Genomic DNA, 14,941 nt, shown 5'->3' on the forward strand with positions numbered 1-14,941 from the left:
GCCGGATGCGGCTCTTCTCCCGGTTCGGCAGGCCGGAGGGCATCGGCCCGGCGGGCACCAGCAGGGTGGGCAGGTGGCCGAAGGCCAGCGCGCCGATGAGCAGCCCCGGCACGATCTTGTCGCACACGCCGAGCAGCAGCGCCCCGTCGAACATCTCGTGGGACAGCGCGACGCCGGTGGCCATCGCGATGACGTCGCGGGAGAACAGCGACAGCTCCATGCCGGTGCGGCCCTGGGTGATCCCGTCGCACATCGCGGGCACCCCGCCGGCGAACTGCGCGACCCCACCGGCGTCCCGGACCGCGTCCTTGATCCACGCCGGGAACTCGGCGTAGGGCTGGTGCGCGGAGAGCATGTCGTTGTAGGCCGACACGATCGCGACGCCGGGCTTCACCGCGCCTCGCACGGCGAGCCGGTCGGGACCGCTGCACGCGGCGAAGCCGTGCGCGAGGTTGCTGCACGGCAGTTCGGTGCGCGCCGGGCCGACGGCGGCTGCCGCGCGGATGCGCTCCAGGTACGCGGAGCGGGTGGGGGCGCTGCGTTCGGCGATGCGCTCGGTGACCTGCTGGACGACGTGCTGCACTGACCGCGCCATGGATCGCCTCCGGATGAGATCTCGAAACCGGGCGACAACACTGGCGCCACATGACCGCAATCACACTAACGGGTGTGCGCTGGATTTCACAATCGATCCAGCTCTTCAGGATTCCGCCCCCGCGCTGTCGGACCGGTGCGCGATCATGGGTGCCAACGGGTGAGCGGGAGGAGTGGAGATGCGGATGCGCGCGCTGGCGCTGGTGTCGTTGACCGCCGTGCTGGCGGGCTGCGGTCAGGACGCGGAGATCACGCAGAACGTGGTGCCTCCGCAGCCGCCCGCCCCCGCCACGTCCGCCGCGCCCCCGGCGCCGTCGGCGGGCACCTCGGTGGAGCTCTCCACCTCGCCGACCCTGGTGCAGGTCCAGCAGCGCCGCCGGTTGCTGGTCGGGGTGCGCAACGACGCTCCGTCGGCCTTCCTCAGCCGCGACCCGGCAGGCGGCTACCAGGGCTTCGACGCGGAGATCGCGCGCGATCTCGCCCAGCGGATCGGCCTGCCGCCCGGAGCGGTGCAGTTCCGGCGCCTGCCGCCGACGCAGTTGCGCGACGCGGTGCTGTCCGGTGACGTCGACCTGCTGCTCGGCAGCACGGCCGAGGTCCCGCAGCTGGCCGAGGTCGGGCCGTACGTGGTCGCCGACTCCGCGCGGAACCTGGTGGTCAAGGCGGATGACCAGCTGCTGGCCGAGGAGCTGCGGCGGATGCTCGACGCCGCCGTCGCCGACGGGTCCTGGCAGCGCGCCTACGACTCGACGCTCGGCGCAGCCGGGATCGAGGCACGACCCGGTTCCTGATCCCGCGCCGACGACGTGAGCTTGCCTGCTCTCGGCGAAAAGCACGTGCCGACTGCGCGGTGGATCAGGAGACTCGAAACCGACGTCGCGTACGACGACGGTGCGGTCCCGCTCGGGCTGCGCCGGTCGGACCGATCGATGACTTGCGAGGAGCAACCTGACCATGACCGATTCCGCGACAGCGGATGTCGCCCGCGGCACCACACCACCGCGGGCGCCAGTGCTGATAGGTGTGCTGGTCGTCTCGGCGTTCGTGATGATCCTCAACGAGACGATCCTGAGCGTCGCGCTGCGCGACCTCTCCATCGACCTCGAGGTCAGCACCACGACCGTGCAGTGGCTGACCAGCGGTTTCCTGCTGACCATGGCCGTGGTCATCCCGACCACGGGGTTCCTGCTGGAGCGCTTCACCCCGCGCCAGGTCTTCCTGGCCGCCCAGACGATGTTCAGCGCGGGCACCCTGCTCAGCGCGCTGGCACCGGGTTTCGAGGTGCTGCTGGTGGGCCGCGTCGTGCAGGCGTTCGGGACGGCGGTGATGGTGCCGCTGCTGATGACCTCGGTGATGCGCCTGGTCCCGGCCGACAAGCGCGGCGCGACGATGGGCACGATCGCCATCGTGATCGCGGTGGCCCCGGCGATCGGCCCGACGATCGGCGGCGCGGTGCTGGGATCGCTGGGCTGGCGCTGGATGTTCTGGATCGTGCTGCCGCTGGCGCTGCTCGCGCTGGCCATCGGCGCGGTTTGGATGCGCCTGGACAGCGAGACGCGGGCGGTGCCGCTGGACCTGTTCTCGGTGCTGCTGTCGGCGCTGGGCTTCGGCGGGCTGCTCTACGGCCTGTCGTCGATCGGTGAGTCCGGCGGGGAGCACCAGGTCGCGCCGTGGATCCCGATCGTGGTCGGCGTGGTCTCGCTGGCTGGTTTCGCGGCGCGGCAGGTGCGCTTGCAGCGCCAGGACCGGGCCTTGCTGGACCTGCGCCCGCTGGCCAACCGGTCCTTCAGTGTCGCGCTGCTGCTGAGCGCCCTGCTGTTCATGTGCTTGCTGGGGGCGGGTGCGATCCTGCTGCCGCTGTACCTGCAGACGGTCCTGCACGAGTCGACGTTCGTCAGCGGGCTGGCGGTACTGCCGGGTGGTCTGGTGCTGGGTCTGCTGGGCCGCCCGGTGGGCCGGTTGTTCGACCGGTTCGGCGCGCGCCCGCTGGTGATCCCGGGTGCGGCGGCCATGGCGGTGTCGCTGTGCCTGTTCGCCGTCCTGGGGCCGGATTCGCCGCTGGCCGCGGTCATCGCGATCCACATCGTGCTCATGGGTGGCCTGGGCCTGATGATGACTCCGCTGATGACTGCGTCCCTGAGCGCGCTGCCCGACCAGCTCTACTCGCACGGCAGCGCGATCCTGGCGACGCTCCAGCAGGTCGCGGGCGCGTTCGGCACGGCGGTGTTCGTCACCGTCTCCGCCCTGGCCAGCAGCGGCGCCTCCGGTGCTCCGGACGTGTCCGGGCTGCGCACGGCGTTCATCGTGGCCGGTGGCATCGGTGTGCTCGCGTTCGTCACGTCCCTGTTCGTCCGGACGCCGGACCTGGCGCCGTCGGGCGAGGCGGCGGAGGAGCCGGACCGGGAGCCGACCCCGGTCCACTGATCACCGCTCCGGCGGACGGCCCGCTCACCTGCTGGGTGAGCGGGCCGCTGCCGCTTCAGCGGGCTTCGGCGAGCCGCTGCAGGCCGTCGAGCTGCCACTCGAGCTGCTGCTCGAAGGTCACCACCTCGGCCATCGGGTTCGGCTCGTTCAACCAGCGGATGTAGTGCGGGTACTCGCCGCCCGCCGCGATCCGCTCCAGGTAGGGCTGCACGGCTTCGGCCAGCGCGGCATCGGAGGCGAGCCCAGTCCGGTTGCGCATGGCGAGCTCCTCCAGCAGCGCGAGCCCGGAGCCGAAGACCTGCCCGAGCACCGTGTTGACGAAGCCGACGCGGGTGGCGGCGGGCAGACCGAGCTCGTCGACCGCGGCGAGGGCGGAGTCGTAGAGGCGCAGCGCGTTCGGGCCCAGTGGCGGGCGGCTGAACGCCAGCCGCGCGAACCACGGGTGCCGCCGCACCGCGGCCCACGCGGAGAGCCCCATCTCGCGCAGGCAGGTCCGCCAGTCACCGGGCGGCGGCACGGTGATCTCGCCGTAGACCTCGTCGACCATCAGGTCGGTCAGCCCGTCCTTGCTGCCGACGTAGCGGTACAGCGCCATCGGGCTGCGCGTGCCGAGCCGGTTCGCGATCGCCCGCATGGTGATCTCGCCCGACGGGCTCTCGTCGGCCAGTGCGACCGCGGCGGCGACGACCCGTTCGCGGCTGAGCTGTTCGGTGGCAGGTGGGGGCGGCGGCTCGTCGAACCAGACCAGGCCGCCCGGTGGTTTCGCAGCGTTCATTTGCCTCGGATGGTAGCCGCGTGTACAACGTACATCGTGAATGTACTACGTACACCAGCTTGTCCGGTCCTGGTGGTGGGCGGCGGTCTGGTCGGCCTGACCACCGCTCTCGTCCTGCGCCACCACGGTGTCGACGTGACCCTCGTGGAAAAGCGCGAGACGACCTCACCGCAACCCAAAGCGCGCCGGTTCCACGTGCGCAGCATGGAGGTCTTCCGCGAGCTCGGACTCGCCGACGCGGTCCGCGAGGCCGCGCGCGACCTCGCCGGGCACGACCACATGGCCGTCGGTCGGACCCTCGTCGAAGCCCGGCAGCTGCCGTTGCAGCTCCCCATCGGCTCGACCGGCGAGCCGGTCGAGATCAGCCCGGAACTGCCCTGCCTGGTGGCCCAGGACGTGCTGGAACCGGTCCTGCGGCAGGCGGCCGAGGACGCCGGGGCGGACGTCCGGTTCCGTACCGAGCTGACCTCGTTCGCCCAGGACGCCGACGGGGTCCGGGTCGAGCTGCACGACCACCGGACGGGGCGGGACAGCCAGCTCCGGGCGGACTTCGTGGTCGCGGCTGATGGCGCGCGCAGCCCGGTCCGCGCCGCGCTGGGCATTAACCGCTCGGGGCGCGGCGCCATCGGTGGGCCCAGCGTCACCGTCTACTTCCACGCCGACCTCTCCGAGGTGGTCCGAGGCAGGGAGTTCAACCTCTGCCAGCTGGAGCACCCGGCCGCACCGGGCGGGCTGGCCTCGGTGGACGGGCGGTGGCGCTGGGTGTTCATGGCAGGTGGTGGCGAGGTCGAGCGGGACTGGCCCGAGTTGCTGCGCACCGCGCTCGGCGTGCCCGTGCCGGACCTCGAAGTCCGCAGCGTCCTGCCCTGGCAACCGGAAGTGCTGGTCGCCGACCGCTACTCGGACGGGCGGGTGCACCTGGTGGGCGACGCCGCCCACGTGATGCCGCCGTTCGCCGCGCTCGGCGCGAACACCGGCATCGCCGACGCGCACAACCTCGGTTGGAAGCTCGCCGCGGTGCTCTCCGGCGAGGCTGCGCCCGCGCTGCTGAACAGCTACGACGCCGAGCGGCGCCCGGCCGGGTGGTTCGCCGCGGACCAGTCGAGCCGACGCCAGCCGGGCGTGGCGGCCGAGCCCGACCCGACGCTGGCCGACCCGTTCGTGCTGGGCGCGGGCGGTTACCAGTACCCGGCGGGAGCGTTCGCGGACGGCCCGGTCGATCCCGAACCGGTCACCGAGTTCGCCCCGGCCGGGCGGGTCGCCACCCGCATCCCGCACCGCTGGCTCGAGCCCGGGGTGTCCACCCTGGACATCGCTGGCCCGGGGTGGGCGCTCGCAGTGGCCGACCACCCGCAGCGCTGGGCGGCCAACGGCATCCCGGTGCACCACGTGGACGCCGACTTCCTGGCCCCCGGCGAGGGGCTCCTGCTCCGCCCAGACCACGTGGTCGCCTGGCGCGGCACCGACCCCACCGCCCCGGCAACCGTCCGGGAGGAGCTGCTGGCGGGCTGACCCCCGCGAATCGCCGGTTCAGGTGAGGAGTGAAGGGCCCCTCCCACCGAGGTGCTCGGCGGGAGGGGCTCTGCAGCAGGAGAAGTGGTGGCGCTCAGTCGCCGGCGGTGGTTTCCGCCAGCGGTTTCGCGGCCGGGGCGAGCTGCTTGGTCTTCTTCGTGCGGCGGTTGCGCCGGTCCAGGTAGGTGGCGATCCCGGTCAGCAGCAGGCACATCGAGATGTAGATCGCTGCCACCACCAGGCTCACCGGGATGATCGGCCGGTCCAGCGTCGGGATGCCGCCGAGGTAGCGCGCGTAGTACAGCAGCTCCTGGTAGGTGATCAGGAAGCCCAGCGCGCTGTCCTTGAGCAGCACCACCAGCTGGCTGACGATCGCGGGCAGCATCATGCGCACCGCCTGCGGCAGCACCACGGTTCGCATGACCTGGTTCTTGCGCATGCCGATGGAGTAGGCCGCCTCGGCCTGCCCCTTCGGCAGGGCCGCCACCCCGGCGCGGAACACCTCGGCCAGCACCGAGCCGTTGTACAGCGTCAAGCCGAGCACGACCGACCAGTACTGGCCGAAGTTCACGCCCAGCGTCGGCGCCGCGTAGTACAGGAAGAAGATCAGGATGACCAGCGGGATCGCGCGGAAGAGCTCCACGACCGCCCCGCACGGCACCCGGATCCACGAGTGGTCGGAGAGCCGGCCGAGCGCGAACACCGCGCCGAAGGCAAGCGCCAGCACCGCGCCCATCAGGAAGGCCCGCGCGGTGTTCCACAGCGCGCCGAGCAGCTCCAGCTGGATCTGCTCGTAGAGCAGCCACTCCCACTTGCTCGCGTCGAACTGCCCGGTCTGGTAGAAGCGCACCACCACGTAGCCCAGCAGGCCCAGCACCACGACCGTGCTGACGATGCTGATCAGCCGGTTGCGCGCGCGGGCCCGCGGCCCGGGGGTGTCGAACAGGACGCTGCTCATCGGGACACGCTCCACCGTTTCTCGAAGCTGCGCTGCACCAGGGTCAGCGGGATGACCAGGATCAGGAACCCGACGGCGATCCAGACGAAGGCGTTGGTCGTCGGCTCACCCTGCTCGTTGAGGAACGGGATGACCGAGCCGACCTCGTTCACGCTGAACCCGGCCGCGACCGTGGTGTTCTTCAGCAGCGCGATCAGCACGCTGACCAGCGGCGGAACCGTGGCGCGGAAGGCCTGGGGCAGGATCACGTTGGTCAGCGACTGGCCGAAGCCGAGCCCGATGGAGCGGGCCGCCTCGGCCTGCCCGACCGGGACGGTGTTGATCCCCGAGCGCAGCACCTCGCAGACGAACGCCGAGGTGTAGATCGTCAGCGCGATCACCGCCGCGGTGAAGAACGGGAACTGGACCAGCTCCAGCTTGGGGTAGGCGAAGATGAAGAAGAAGAACACCAGCGTCAGCGGGGTGTTGCGCAGCAGCGTCACGTACCCGGTGCCGACCGCCCGCAGCGCCGGAACCGGGCTGACCCGCAACGTGGCCAGGACCGTGCCCAGCACCAGCGAACCCACCGCGGAGAGCAGGAAGAGCTCGATGGTGCGCAGGAAGCCCCTGGCGAGGACGTCGCCGTACTCCACCAAGATGTCGAACAATGCGTACTCCAGGAGGAACCGGAGGCCCGGGGCGCGGTGCGGCCCCGGACCTCCGATGACGGATCAGTAGCGGTCGACCTTGGGGGGCTCGGCGGTGCTGCCCGACTTGCCGAGGGTCGCGTCGTAGACGCGCTTCCACTCGCCGTCGGCGGCCGCCTGCTCCAGGATGTCGTTGACCTTGGCGCGCAGCGCGTTGTCCTCGCGGGACAGGCCGACGCCGTAGGGCTCCTCGGAGAACGGCTTGCCGACGACCTTCAGCTTGTCCGGGTCCTGGGCCGCGTAGCCCTTCAGGATGGCGTCATCCGTGGTAACCGCGTCCACCTGGCCGTCCAGCAGCTGCTGCACGCACTCGGAGTAGCGCTGGAACTCGACGATGTTCTGCGGCTCGGTAAGCTGCTCGTTCTTGACCTTCTGGATCGGCGTGGACCCGGTCGCCGAGCAGACCTTCTTGCCCTTGATCGACTCCTTGCCGGTGATGTCGGTGTTGTCCGCGCGGACCAGCAGGTCCTGCCCGGCCAGGTAGTACGGCCCGGCGAAGCCGACCTGCTCCTTGCGCTTGTCGTTGATCGTGTAGGTGCCGACGTAGTAGTCCACCTCGCCGGTGCTGATCGCCTGCTCGCGCGCGGTGGACGGGATCGGCTTGTAGTCGATCTGGGTGTTCGGGTCGAAGCCGAGCTGCGCGGCGATCAGCCGGGCGACCTCGATGTCGAAGCCGGAGTACTGGTTGGTCACCGGGTCCTTGTAGCCCAGCCCCGGCTGGTCCTCCTTGACGCCGACGACGACCCGGTTCCGCTGCTTCATCCGGTCGAACGTCGGCGACCCCTCGACCTGCACGTTCTGCGCGACGTCCTGCTGGACCTGCTGGTCACCGCCGCCCGGGCCGCCCTCGCGGCCGCAGCCGGACAGGGCCAGCGCCAGCGAGGCGGCCAGCACGGTCACCAACCGCATCTTCTTGGCTCGCATTACCTCTGCCTTTCTCCGCAGTGGTCACTCAGTGGGTGAGGATCTTGCCGAGGAAGTCCTTGGCCCGGTCGCTCTTCGGGTGGTCGAAGAACGCGTCCGGCTCGGCGTCCTCGACCACCTCGCCGTCGGACATGAACAGCACCCGGTGCGCGGCTCGGCGCGCGAAGCCCATCTCGTGCGTGACGACCACCATGGTCATGCCCTCGGCGGCCAGGTCGGTCATCACGTCCAGCACCTCGTTGACCATCTCCGGGTCCAGCGCCGAGGTCGGCTCGTCGAACAGCATCACCTTCGGCTTCATCGCCAGCGCCCGCGCGATCGCCACGCGCTGCTGCTGGCCGCCGGAGAGCTGCGCCGGGTACTTGTCGGCCTGGTTGGCGATGCCGACCCGCTCCAGCAGCTGCAGGGCGTTGTCCCGCGCCTCGGCCTTGCCCTGCTTGCGGACCTTGACCGGCCCCAGCGTGACGTTGTCCAGGATCGTCTTGTGCGCGAACAGGTTGAACTGCTGGAACACCATGCCGACGTCGGCGCGCAGCTCGGCCAGCGCCCGGCCCTCGGCGGGCAGCGGGACTCCGTCGATCTCGATGCGACCGGAGTTGATCGGCTCCAGCCGGTTGATCGCCCGGCACAGCGTCGACTTGCCGGAACCGGAGGGGCCGAGGACGACCACGACCTGCCCGCGGGGGACCTCCAGGTCGATCTCCCGCAGCACGTGCAAGGAACCGAAGTACTTGTCGACCGCGGACATCCGGATCATCGGGGTGTCCGTGGGAGCTGCGGTCATGCGAACTCCTGAACGCATCAAAGTGGATTCGTTGGCCGAAACTTAAGCCTCAACCGGGGGATAGTCCAGACGGAACGGACAGTGCGATGTTGCAACTAGGTTACGCTCCGCAGTCGCCCTTCGTGGGTGACCACTGACGCTCGGTAGTCGATCTGTGGTCAGGCTCCGCGCCGGGCGGGTGAATCCGCGATCTGACCAGGCGCTACCGTGGAACGGTGAGCACGAGGACGTACGAGATCCGCACCTTCGGCTGCCAGATGAACGTGCACGATTCGGAGCGGCTCGCGGGCATGCTGGAGGACGCCGGGTACGTGCGCGCCAGTTCGGGCGACGCCGACGTGGTCGTGTTCAACACCTGCGCGGTGCGGGAGAACGCGGACAACCGCCTCTACGGCACGCTCGGCCACATGCGCCCGGCCAAGGACCGCAACCCTGGCATGCAGATCGCGGTGGGCGGCTGCCTGGCGCAGAAGGACCGCGACACCATCGTCAAGCGCGCCCCGTGGGTGGACGTCGTGTTCGGCACCCACAACCTCGGTTCGCTGCCGACACTGCTGGAGCGCGCCCGGCACAACGAGGAGGCCGAGGTCGAGATCCTCGAGGCGCTCGACGTCTTCCCCTCCACGCTGCCGGCCCGCCGCGAGTCGGCCTACTCCGGCTGGGTGTCGGTGTCGGTCGGTTGCAACAACACCTGCACCTTCTGCATCGTGCCCGCGCTGCGCGGCAAGGAGAAGGACCGCCGACCCGGCGAGATCCTCGCCGAGGTGCAGGCCCTGGTGTCGGAGGGCGTGCTTGAGGTGACGCTGCTGGGGCAGAACGTCAACGCCTACGGCGTCGAGTTCGGCGACCGCTTCGCGTTCGGCAAGCTGCTGCGCTCCTGCGGTGAGGTCGAGGGCCTGGAGCGGGTCCGCTTCACCTCGCCGCACCCGCGGGACTTCACCGACGACGTGATCGAGGCGATGGCCGAGACGCCGAACGTCTGCCCGCAGCTGCACATGCCGTTGCAGTCCGGCTCCGACCGGATCCTGAAGGCGATGCGCCGCTCCTACCGCTCCGAGCGGTACCTGAACATCCTGCGCACCGTGCGCGAGGCGATGCCGGACGCGGCCATCACCACCGACATCATCGTCGGCTTCCCCGGCGAGACCGAGGAGGACTTCGAGGCGACGATGGAGGTCGTCCGGCAGGCCCGGTTCTCCAGCGCCTTCACCTTCCAGTACTCCAAGCGGCCCGGCACCCCCGCCGCGGAGCTGCCCGACCAGCTGCCGAAGGAGGTCGTCCAGCAGCGCTACGACCGGCTGGTCGAGCTGCAGAACGAGATCTCCTGGGAAGAGGGCAAGAAGCTGGTCGGCCGCCCGGTGGAGCTGCTGGTCGCCGAGGGCGAGGGCCGCAAGGACGCGGAGACCCACCGGCTGTCCGGTCGGGCCCGCGACGGGCGGCTGGTGCACTTCACCCCGACCGGTGCGGTGGACCGCGAGATCCGCCCCGGCGACGTCGTGCACACCACCATCACCCGTGCCGCCCCGCACCACCTGGTCGCCGACACCGACATCACCGCGCACCGGCGTACCCGGGCGGGCGACCACTGGGAGGAGGGCGTGCGGCCGAAGACCTCGGGCGTGACGCTGGGCCTGCCGTCCTTCGGGGCACCGGCCCCGCAGCCGATCGCGGAACAGGGATGTGCGTGTTGAGCGGAGTGCAGGACGTGATGAGCGAAGCCAGGAGCCAGCGACCGCAGCGGGCTCTGCTGAGCCGCATCGACCCGGGTGCCCGCGCGCTGGTGATCGCCTCGGTGATGCTGGTGCTGGTGCTGTCCTCGCTGCTGCCGTGGGCCGGCGACGCCGCGGGTTGGCAGGTGCTGACTGGTCAGGCGGACCCGGCGCTCAAGATCGGGCTGCTGCCCTGGCTGTTCGCGGTCAACTCCACGGTCATCGGCCTGGGCGTCGGCGCGCTGGCGCTGATCACTCGCCGCTGGGTGTTCGCCTTCGTGGCGGCCATGGCCGGGCTGGTGGTGTCCTTCGAGGGCATGATCGCGATCTGGTCCCGCCAGACCAGCGGCCAGCACGGCCCGGCGCTGGGCCTGATCCTCGCGGCGGCCTGCATGGTCACCCTGGCCGTGCTGTGGATGAAGGTCATCTGGACCCGCGACTGAGTTCCCCCAGCTGGAGGGGCAACGCGCCCGGCACCTCGGGCGTCCTATGAGCATGTCACGAGATCTCCGCTGGGACGGCGGGTACAACGTGCGCGACCTGGGTGGCCTGCCCACCACCGACGGGCGGCAGGTGCGCTGGGGCGCGGTGGTGCGCTCCGCCAGTCCGTCGTTCCTGACCGAGCAGGGCTGGGCCCAGCTCTGGGCGCACGGCGTCCGCACCACCATCGACCTGACCAGCGGGGGCGAGCTGCTCGCCGAACTCGCCCCGCGACCGGCGGGCCTGGTCAACCGCCAGATCCCGCTGGACCCGGTGCACGACACCGAGTTCTGGGGCTACTGGGGCAACGGCCTGCACGGCACCGCGCTCTACGTCCGGCCGTTCCTGGACCGCTTCCCGGAGCACACCGCGGCGGTCGTCAAGGCCATCGCGCACGCCGAACCGGGCGGCGTGCTGGTGCACTGCAGCGCTGGCCGGGACCGGACCGGGATCATCGCACTGGTGCTGCTGGCCTTCGCCGGTGTCGCCGCCGAGGAGGTCGTCGCCGACCACGACCTCAGCCACGCCCGGCTGCGGCCGCTGCTCGCCCGGCTCGGCCGACCGGACCACGAACCGGCGATCGACGAGGTCCTCGCCCGGCACGGCACCACCAAGCGCGAAGCGCTGCACGCGGCGCTCGACGGCTTCGACCCCGAGGCCCACCTCCGCGCAGGCGGCTGCACCGACGCCGACCTCGCGGCCCTGCGGGAGAGGCTGCTCGCGCCGCCAGCGTGACGGCGCGAGCCCACTGCTACCGGCTGGCGATCGCCTGCTCGGCCGCCGCCAGCCACTCCCGCCACTGGTCGGCCTGCTCCTGCGCCTTCTTCGCGCGACGCTCGTCGCCGGCCGCGCGCGCCTTCTCCGCCTGCGCCTCGAACTGCTCGACCCGCTCGCGGAACTGGTCGACGCGGGCCTGCGCTTCCGGGTCGGTGCGCCGCCACTGCTGGTCCGCGGCCGCGCGGACCTTGTCGGCCACCGCCCGCAACCGGCCTTCCAGCTCGCGCATCCGCTCCCGCGGCACCTTGCCGATCTCGTCCCACCGCTCCTGGACGCGGTGCAGGTGCGCCTGGGCGGCCTTGAGGTCGGCGGACGGGTCGATCTGCTCGGCCTCGACGAGCAGCTCCTCCTTGAGCTTGGCGTTCGCGGCGAACTCGGCGTCGCGCTCGGAGAACGCCTCCGAGCGGCGGCTGAAGAACCGGTCCTGCGCGCTGCGGAACCGCTGCCACAGCGCGTCATCGCTGTCCTTGGGCGCGCGCCCGGCCGCCTTCCACTCCGCCATCAGCTGCTTGTAGCGGTTCGCGGTCTCACCCCAGTCGGTCGACTCGGTCAGCGACTCGGCTTCCTCGACGAGCTCCTGCTTGCGGGCCTTGGACGCCGCGCGCTGCCGGTCGAGCTCCGCGAAGTGCGAGCCCCGGCGGCGGCTGAACGCGTCGCGCGCCTTGGAGAACCGTCGCCACAACTGCTCGTCGGTCTTGCGGTCGACCCCGCGGACCTTCTTCCACTCTTCGAGGATCTCCCGCAGCCGGTCGCCCGCGCTCTTCCAGTGCGTGGCCTCGGCGGCGATCTGCTCGGCCTCGGCGACCAGCGCCTCCTTGCGCGCGATCGCGTCCGCGCGGGCCTGCTCCTTCTCGTGCTTGGCGCCTTCGACGGCCCGCTCGGCCCGGGCCAGCAGGTGCTCGATCCGGGCGGTCAGCGCCGCCAGGTCGCCCACCACCGCGGCATCGGCCAGCGACTCGTGCAGGTGCTTGGCGCTGGTCAGGGTGTGCTTCGGGTCGCCGGCTCGGGAGCTCAACCGGGTCTCCAGCAGCTCGACCTCGGTGAGCAGGTCGTCGAACTTCCGGGCGTAGAGGGCCAGGCCCTCGGCGGGCTCACCGGCCTGCCAGGAGCCGATCGCCCGCTCGCCGTCGGCGGTGCGGACGTAGACCGTGCCGTCGGCGTCCACCCGGCCCCACTTGGTGGGATCGGTGGACGCGGTCGGTACCGCGGGCGCGGCCGTGGTTGACCCGGTGGTGCCGGTGGTCGAGTCCTCAGTCGCCTCGTTGGCGACCGGCTCGGGGGTCGTGTCCTGGTGCGTCATGGCCGGCTTCCTCCTTGCGTGCCCGCTCCGATGCCCGTGCCAGGCACGGGCGCCCCGCGTGGACGGGGCCCAGCAAGCGGCGACCCGAACCCCTCGGCGGTCCGGCCTCCGCTGGCGCATTCAAACAGGTCAGGGCGCGAATCGGTACTCCGTGGCGAGAACGACGCGCCGGAGCAGCGGCGAACCTCCGCCCGCAGCACCCGCAGCGATCCTGTGACCTGCACGGCATCATTGTCATCAAGCACCTGTTCGGGTGCAGCGGGCAGGGGTGGCCAAGTCGATCTCGCCGCTGCTGGCGGCTCCCCGCTCCGTGCCATTCGCCAGTGCCTCTACCGTGCACAGATGTGATCACCTGTGTCGCTGTGGTGCCGTACCCGCCGTTGCTGGTCCCCGCGCTGACCGTGCGCGCCGACGCGGAGACCGCGCGGTTGCGGGGCGCCTGTTCGCGCGCCGTGTCCAGTCTGACTGAACAAGCGGCCGAATGGGTGGCCGTTGGCGCAGATCGGTCCGGCCCGGCCGTGCTCGGCCCCGACTCGGCGGGCACCTTCGAGGGATTCGGCGTGGACGTCCGGGTGACGCTGGGCGGCACCGCGCCGACGGACCCGGAGCTCCCGCTCCCGGCCCTGATCACCGGACTGCTGCGCGATCAGGCCGGTGCCCGCTCCGCCTCGGTGCGCCTGCTCGCCCCGGGCACCCCGCCGGAGGAGAGCCGACGGCTCGGCGAGTCGCTGGCGGCGGAGTCCACCGGCCTGCTGGTCCTGGCGGACGGCACCAACTGCTCGGACGAGCGCTCGCCCCACCCGCCCGACGAGCGTGCCGGACAGCTCGACGAGCAGATCCGCACGGCGCTGGCCGACGTCGACACCGGCCGCCTGCAGGGCCTGGACCCCCAGCTGTGCGCCGAACTCGGCGTCGAGGGGCGCGCCGCGCTCCAGGTGCTGCCGGGAGTCGTGGCGGCCAGCGGCGGGACCTGGCGCGGCGAGCTGCTGTACTCGGCGACCCCGTACGGCGTCACCTACCACGTGGCGACCTGGACCCGGCAACCCTGACCGCAGGCGGTGGCATCCGGCAGGTCGCGGGGGAGGAACTAGGGTCGAGGCGTGCAGTGCCTCCCCCACCTCGTGGCGGTCGTCGGACCCACCGCCACCGGCAAGTCGGACCTGGCCGTGGAACTCGCGCAGGAGCTCGGCGGTGAAGTGGTCAACGCCGATGCCATGCAGCTCTACCGGGGGATGGACATCGGCACCGCCAAGCTCACCGAGGCCGAGCGCCAGGGCGTTCCGCACCACCAGCTCGACGTCCTGGACGTCACCGAGACCGCCTCGGTCGCGGCCTACCAGCGGCACGCCCGCGCCGCCGTCGAGGACGTCCTCGCGCGCAACCGCACCCCGATCCTGGTCGGCGGCTCCGGGCTATACGTGCAGGCCGTGATCGACGACCTCACCTTCCCCGGCACCGACCCGGAAGTCCGGCGCAAGTACGAGGCGGAGCTGGTGCAGGTCGGCCCCGCCGAGCTGCACCGGCGGCTGGCGGAGCTGGACCCGGCAGCCGCGGTGGCGATCCTGAGCAGCAACGGGCGGCGCATCGTGCGGGCGCTGGAGGTCATCGAGATCACCGGCAAGCCGTTCTCGGCGAACCTGCCCACCCCCGGGCCGCCGCGTTACGGCGCCGTGCTGCTGGGCCTGGACCGCCCCGTCGAGGCCCTCGACGAGCGCGTCGACCTCCGCGTCACCCGCATGTTCGACGCCGGGCTGGTCGAGGAGGTCCGCCGCCTGGAGTCGGTCGGGCTGCGGGAGGGCCGCACCGCCAGCCGCGCCCTCGGCTACCAGCAGGTCCTGGCCGAGCTCGACGGCGACGAGGACATGGCGGCCGCCGCGGCCGAGACCGCGAAGCTGACCCGCCGCTTCGTCCGGCGGCAGCGCTCCTGGTTCCGCCGCGACGACCGGATCCGCTGGTTCGACGCCGCCGACCCGGCCCTGGTCTCCGACGTCCGGGCCGCGCTCGCTCCGTAGACTCGT

Annotated in this window: 15 protein-coding genes; 8 read left to right on the forward strand and 7 right to left on the reverse strand. The window is 71.5% G+C overall.

Going from position 1 to position 14,941, the window contains the following annotated elements; translation table 11 throughout:
• On the reverse strand, window positions 1-595 hold a 595-nt coding region (locus ABT324_RS16005; RefSeq protein WP_351177141.1), incomplete at its 3' end, for a dihydroxy-acid dehydratase domain-containing protein.
• A 178-nt stretch (window positions 596-773) separates the two neighbouring features.
• Between ABT324_RS16005 and ABT324_RS16010 the strand changes: the two genes are divergently transcribed.
• Window positions 774-1,385 carry a transporter substrate-binding domain-containing protein gene (locus ABT324_RS16010; RefSeq protein ID WP_351177144.1) on the forward strand — a complete coding sequence of 204 codons (612 nt, stop codon included), beginning with the start codon at window positions 774-776 and terminating at the stop codon, window positions 1,383-1,385.
• A gap of 163 nt (window positions 1,386-1,548) precedes the next feature.
• Window positions 1,549-3,018, forward strand: a complete 1,470-nt coding sequence (locus ABT324_RS16015) for an MDR family MFS transporter (protein WP_351177147.1) — start codon at window positions 1,549-1,551, stop codon at window positions 3,016-3,018.
• Window positions 3,019-3,073: 55 nt separating this feature from the next.
• Here the strand turns inward: ABT324_RS16015 and ABT324_RS16020 are convergent, their stop codons facing one another.
• Window positions 3,074-3,793 (reverse strand): TetR/AcrR family transcriptional regulator C-terminal domain-containing protein, encoded by a 720-nt coding sequence (locus tag ABT324_RS16020; RefSeq protein WP_351177149.1) that lies wholly within the window; start codon window positions 3,791-3,793, stop codon window positions 3,074-3,076.
• Window positions 3,794-3,829: 36 nt separating this feature from the next.
• On the opposite strand from ABT324_RS16020, the gene ABT324_RS16025 reads away from it, so the two are divergent.
• Window positions 3,830-5,305, forward strand: coding sequence for an FAD-dependent oxidoreductase (locus tag ABT324_RS16025; RefSeq protein WP_351177152.1), 1,476 nt, complete (start codon window positions 3,830-3,832; stop codon window positions 5,303-5,305).
• 94 nt (window positions 5,306-5,399) lie between these two features.
• Here ABT324_RS16025 and ABT324_RS16030 read toward each other — a convergent pair whose 3' ends face one another.
• The 4 genes from ABT324_RS16030 to ABT324_RS16045 all read right to left on the reverse strand — a co-directional run bounded on the left by ABT324_RS16030 (window position 5,400) and on the right by ABT324_RS16045 (window position 8,630).
• Window positions 5,400-6,263, reverse strand: a complete 864-nt coding sequence (locus tag ABT324_RS16030; protein ID WP_351177155.1) for an amino acid ABC transporter permease — start codon at window positions 6,261-6,263, stop codon at window positions 5,400-5,402.
• Window positions 6,260-6,910 (reverse strand): amino acid ABC transporter permease, encoded by a 651-nt coding sequence (locus ABT324_RS16035; protein ID WP_351177158.1) that lies wholly within the window; start codon window positions 6,908-6,910, stop codon window positions 6,260-6,262. The genes ABT324_RS16030 and ABT324_RS16035 overlap by 4 nt, the downstream gene beginning before the upstream one ends.
• A gap of 63 nt (window positions 6,911-6,973) precedes the next feature.
• Entirely contained in the window at window positions 6,974-7,873 is a 900-nt protein-coding gene (locus tag ABT324_RS16040; RefSeq protein ID WP_351177161.1) for a glutamate ABC transporter substrate-binding protein, read from the reverse strand.
• Window positions 7,874-7,901: 28 nt separating this feature from the next.
• Window positions 7,902-8,630, reverse strand: a complete 729-nt coding sequence (locus ABT324_RS16045; RefSeq protein ID WP_351177424.1) for an amino acid ABC transporter ATP-binding protein — start codon at window positions 8,628-8,630, stop codon at window positions 7,902-7,904.
• A gap of 242 nt (window positions 8,631-8,872) precedes the next feature.
• Here ABT324_RS16045 and miaB point away from each other — a divergent pair, with 242 nt between their 5' ends.
• The 3 genes from miaB to ABT324_RS16060 are packed head-to-tail and all read left to right on the forward strand — an operon-like array spanning window position 8,873 to window position 11,581.
• Complete coding sequence (gene miaB, locus ABT324_RS16050; protein WP_351177164.1) at window positions 8,873-10,348, forward strand: tRNA (N6-isopentenyl adenosine(37)-C2)-methylthiotransferase MiaB; 1,476 nt, start codon at window positions 8,873-8,875, stop codon at window positions 10,346-10,348.
• A 17-nt stretch (window positions 10,349-10,365) separates the two neighbouring features.
• Window positions 10,366-10,809, forward strand: a complete 444-nt coding sequence (locus tag ABT324_RS16055) for an Rv2732c family membrane protein (RefSeq protein WP_351177167.1) — start codon at window positions 10,366-10,368, stop codon at window positions 10,807-10,809.
• A 52-nt stretch (window positions 10,810-10,861) separates the two neighbouring features.
• Window positions 10,862-11,581: a tyrosine-protein phosphatase gene (locus ABT324_RS16060; protein WP_351177170.1), complete on the forward strand. Its 720-nt coding sequence runs from the start codon at window positions 10,862-10,864 to the stop codon at window positions 11,579-11,581.
• Window positions 11,582-11,597: 16 nt separating this feature from the next.
• On the opposite strand, the gene ABT324_RS16065 is transcribed toward ABT324_RS16060, so the two are convergent.
• Window positions 11,598-12,923, reverse strand: coding sequence for a DUF349 domain-containing protein (locus ABT324_RS16065; protein WP_351177173.1), 1,326 nt, complete (start codon window positions 12,921-12,923; stop codon window positions 11,598-11,600).
• A gap of 344 nt (window positions 12,924-13,267) precedes the next feature.
• Here ABT324_RS16065 and ABT324_RS16070 point away from each other — a divergent pair, with 344 nt between their 5' ends.
• Window positions 13,268-13,972: a class III extradiol ring-cleavage dioxygenase family protein gene (locus ABT324_RS16070; protein WP_351177176.1), complete on the forward strand. Its 705-nt coding sequence runs from the start codon at window positions 13,268-13,270 to the stop codon at window positions 13,970-13,972.
• A 51-nt stretch (window positions 13,973-14,023) separates the two neighbouring features.
• Window positions 14,024-14,935: a tRNA (adenosine(37)-N6)-dimethylallyltransferase MiaA gene (miaA, locus tag ABT324_RS16075; protein WP_351177179.1), complete on the forward strand. Its 912-nt coding sequence runs from the start codon at window positions 14,024-14,026 to the stop codon at window positions 14,933-14,935.
• Window positions 14,936-14,941 lie beyond the last annotated feature (6 nt).

The sequence above is a fragment of the Saccharopolyspora sp. NPDC000359 genome, from assembly GCF_040300525.1.
Classification (GTDB): domain Bacteria; phylum Actinomycetota; class Actinomycetes; order Mycobacteriales; family Pseudonocardiaceae; genus Saccharopolyspora.

What these genes read in the sequence shown, in the direction of transcription:
- ABT324_RS16010 (WP_351177144.1), top strand. Translation starts at nt 774, where the DNA reads ATGCGGATGCGCGCGCTGGCGCTGGTGTCGTTGACCGCCGTGCTGGCG.
- ABT324_RS16015 (WP_351177147.1), top strand. Translation starts at nt 1,549, where the DNA reads ATGACCGATTCCGCGACAGCGGATGTCGCCCGCGGCACCACACCACCG.
- ABT324_RS16020 (WP_351177149.1), bottom strand. Translation starts at nt 3,793, where the DNA reads ATGAACGCTGCGAAACCACCGGGCGGCCTGGTCTGGTTCGACGAGCCG.
- ABT324_RS16030 (WP_351177155.1), bottom strand. Translation starts at nt 6,263, where the DNA reads ATGAGCAGCGTCCTGTTCGACACCCCCGGGCCGCGGGCCCGCGCGCGC.
- ABT324_RS16040 (WP_351177161.1), bottom strand. Translation starts at nt 7,873, where the DNA reads ATGCGAGCCAAGAAGATGCGGTTGGTGACCGTGCTGGCCGCCTCGCTG.
- ABT324_RS16045 (WP_351177424.1), bottom strand. Translation starts at nt 8,630, where the DNA reads ATGATCCGGATGTCCGCGGTCGACAAGTACTTCGGTTCCTTGCACGTG.
- ABT324_RS16055 (WP_351177167.1), top strand. Translation starts at nt 10,366, where the DNA reads ATGAGCGAAGCCAGGAGCCAGCGACCGCAGCGGGCTCTGCTGAGCCGC.
- ABT324_RS16060 (WP_351177170.1), top strand. Translation starts at nt 10,862, where the DNA reads ATGTCACGAGATCTCCGCTGGGACGGCGGGTACAACGTGCGCGACCTG.
- ABT324_RS16065 (WP_351177173.1), bottom strand. Translation starts at nt 12,923, where the DNA reads ATGACGCACCAGGACACGACCCCCGAGCCGGTCGCCAACGAGGCGACT.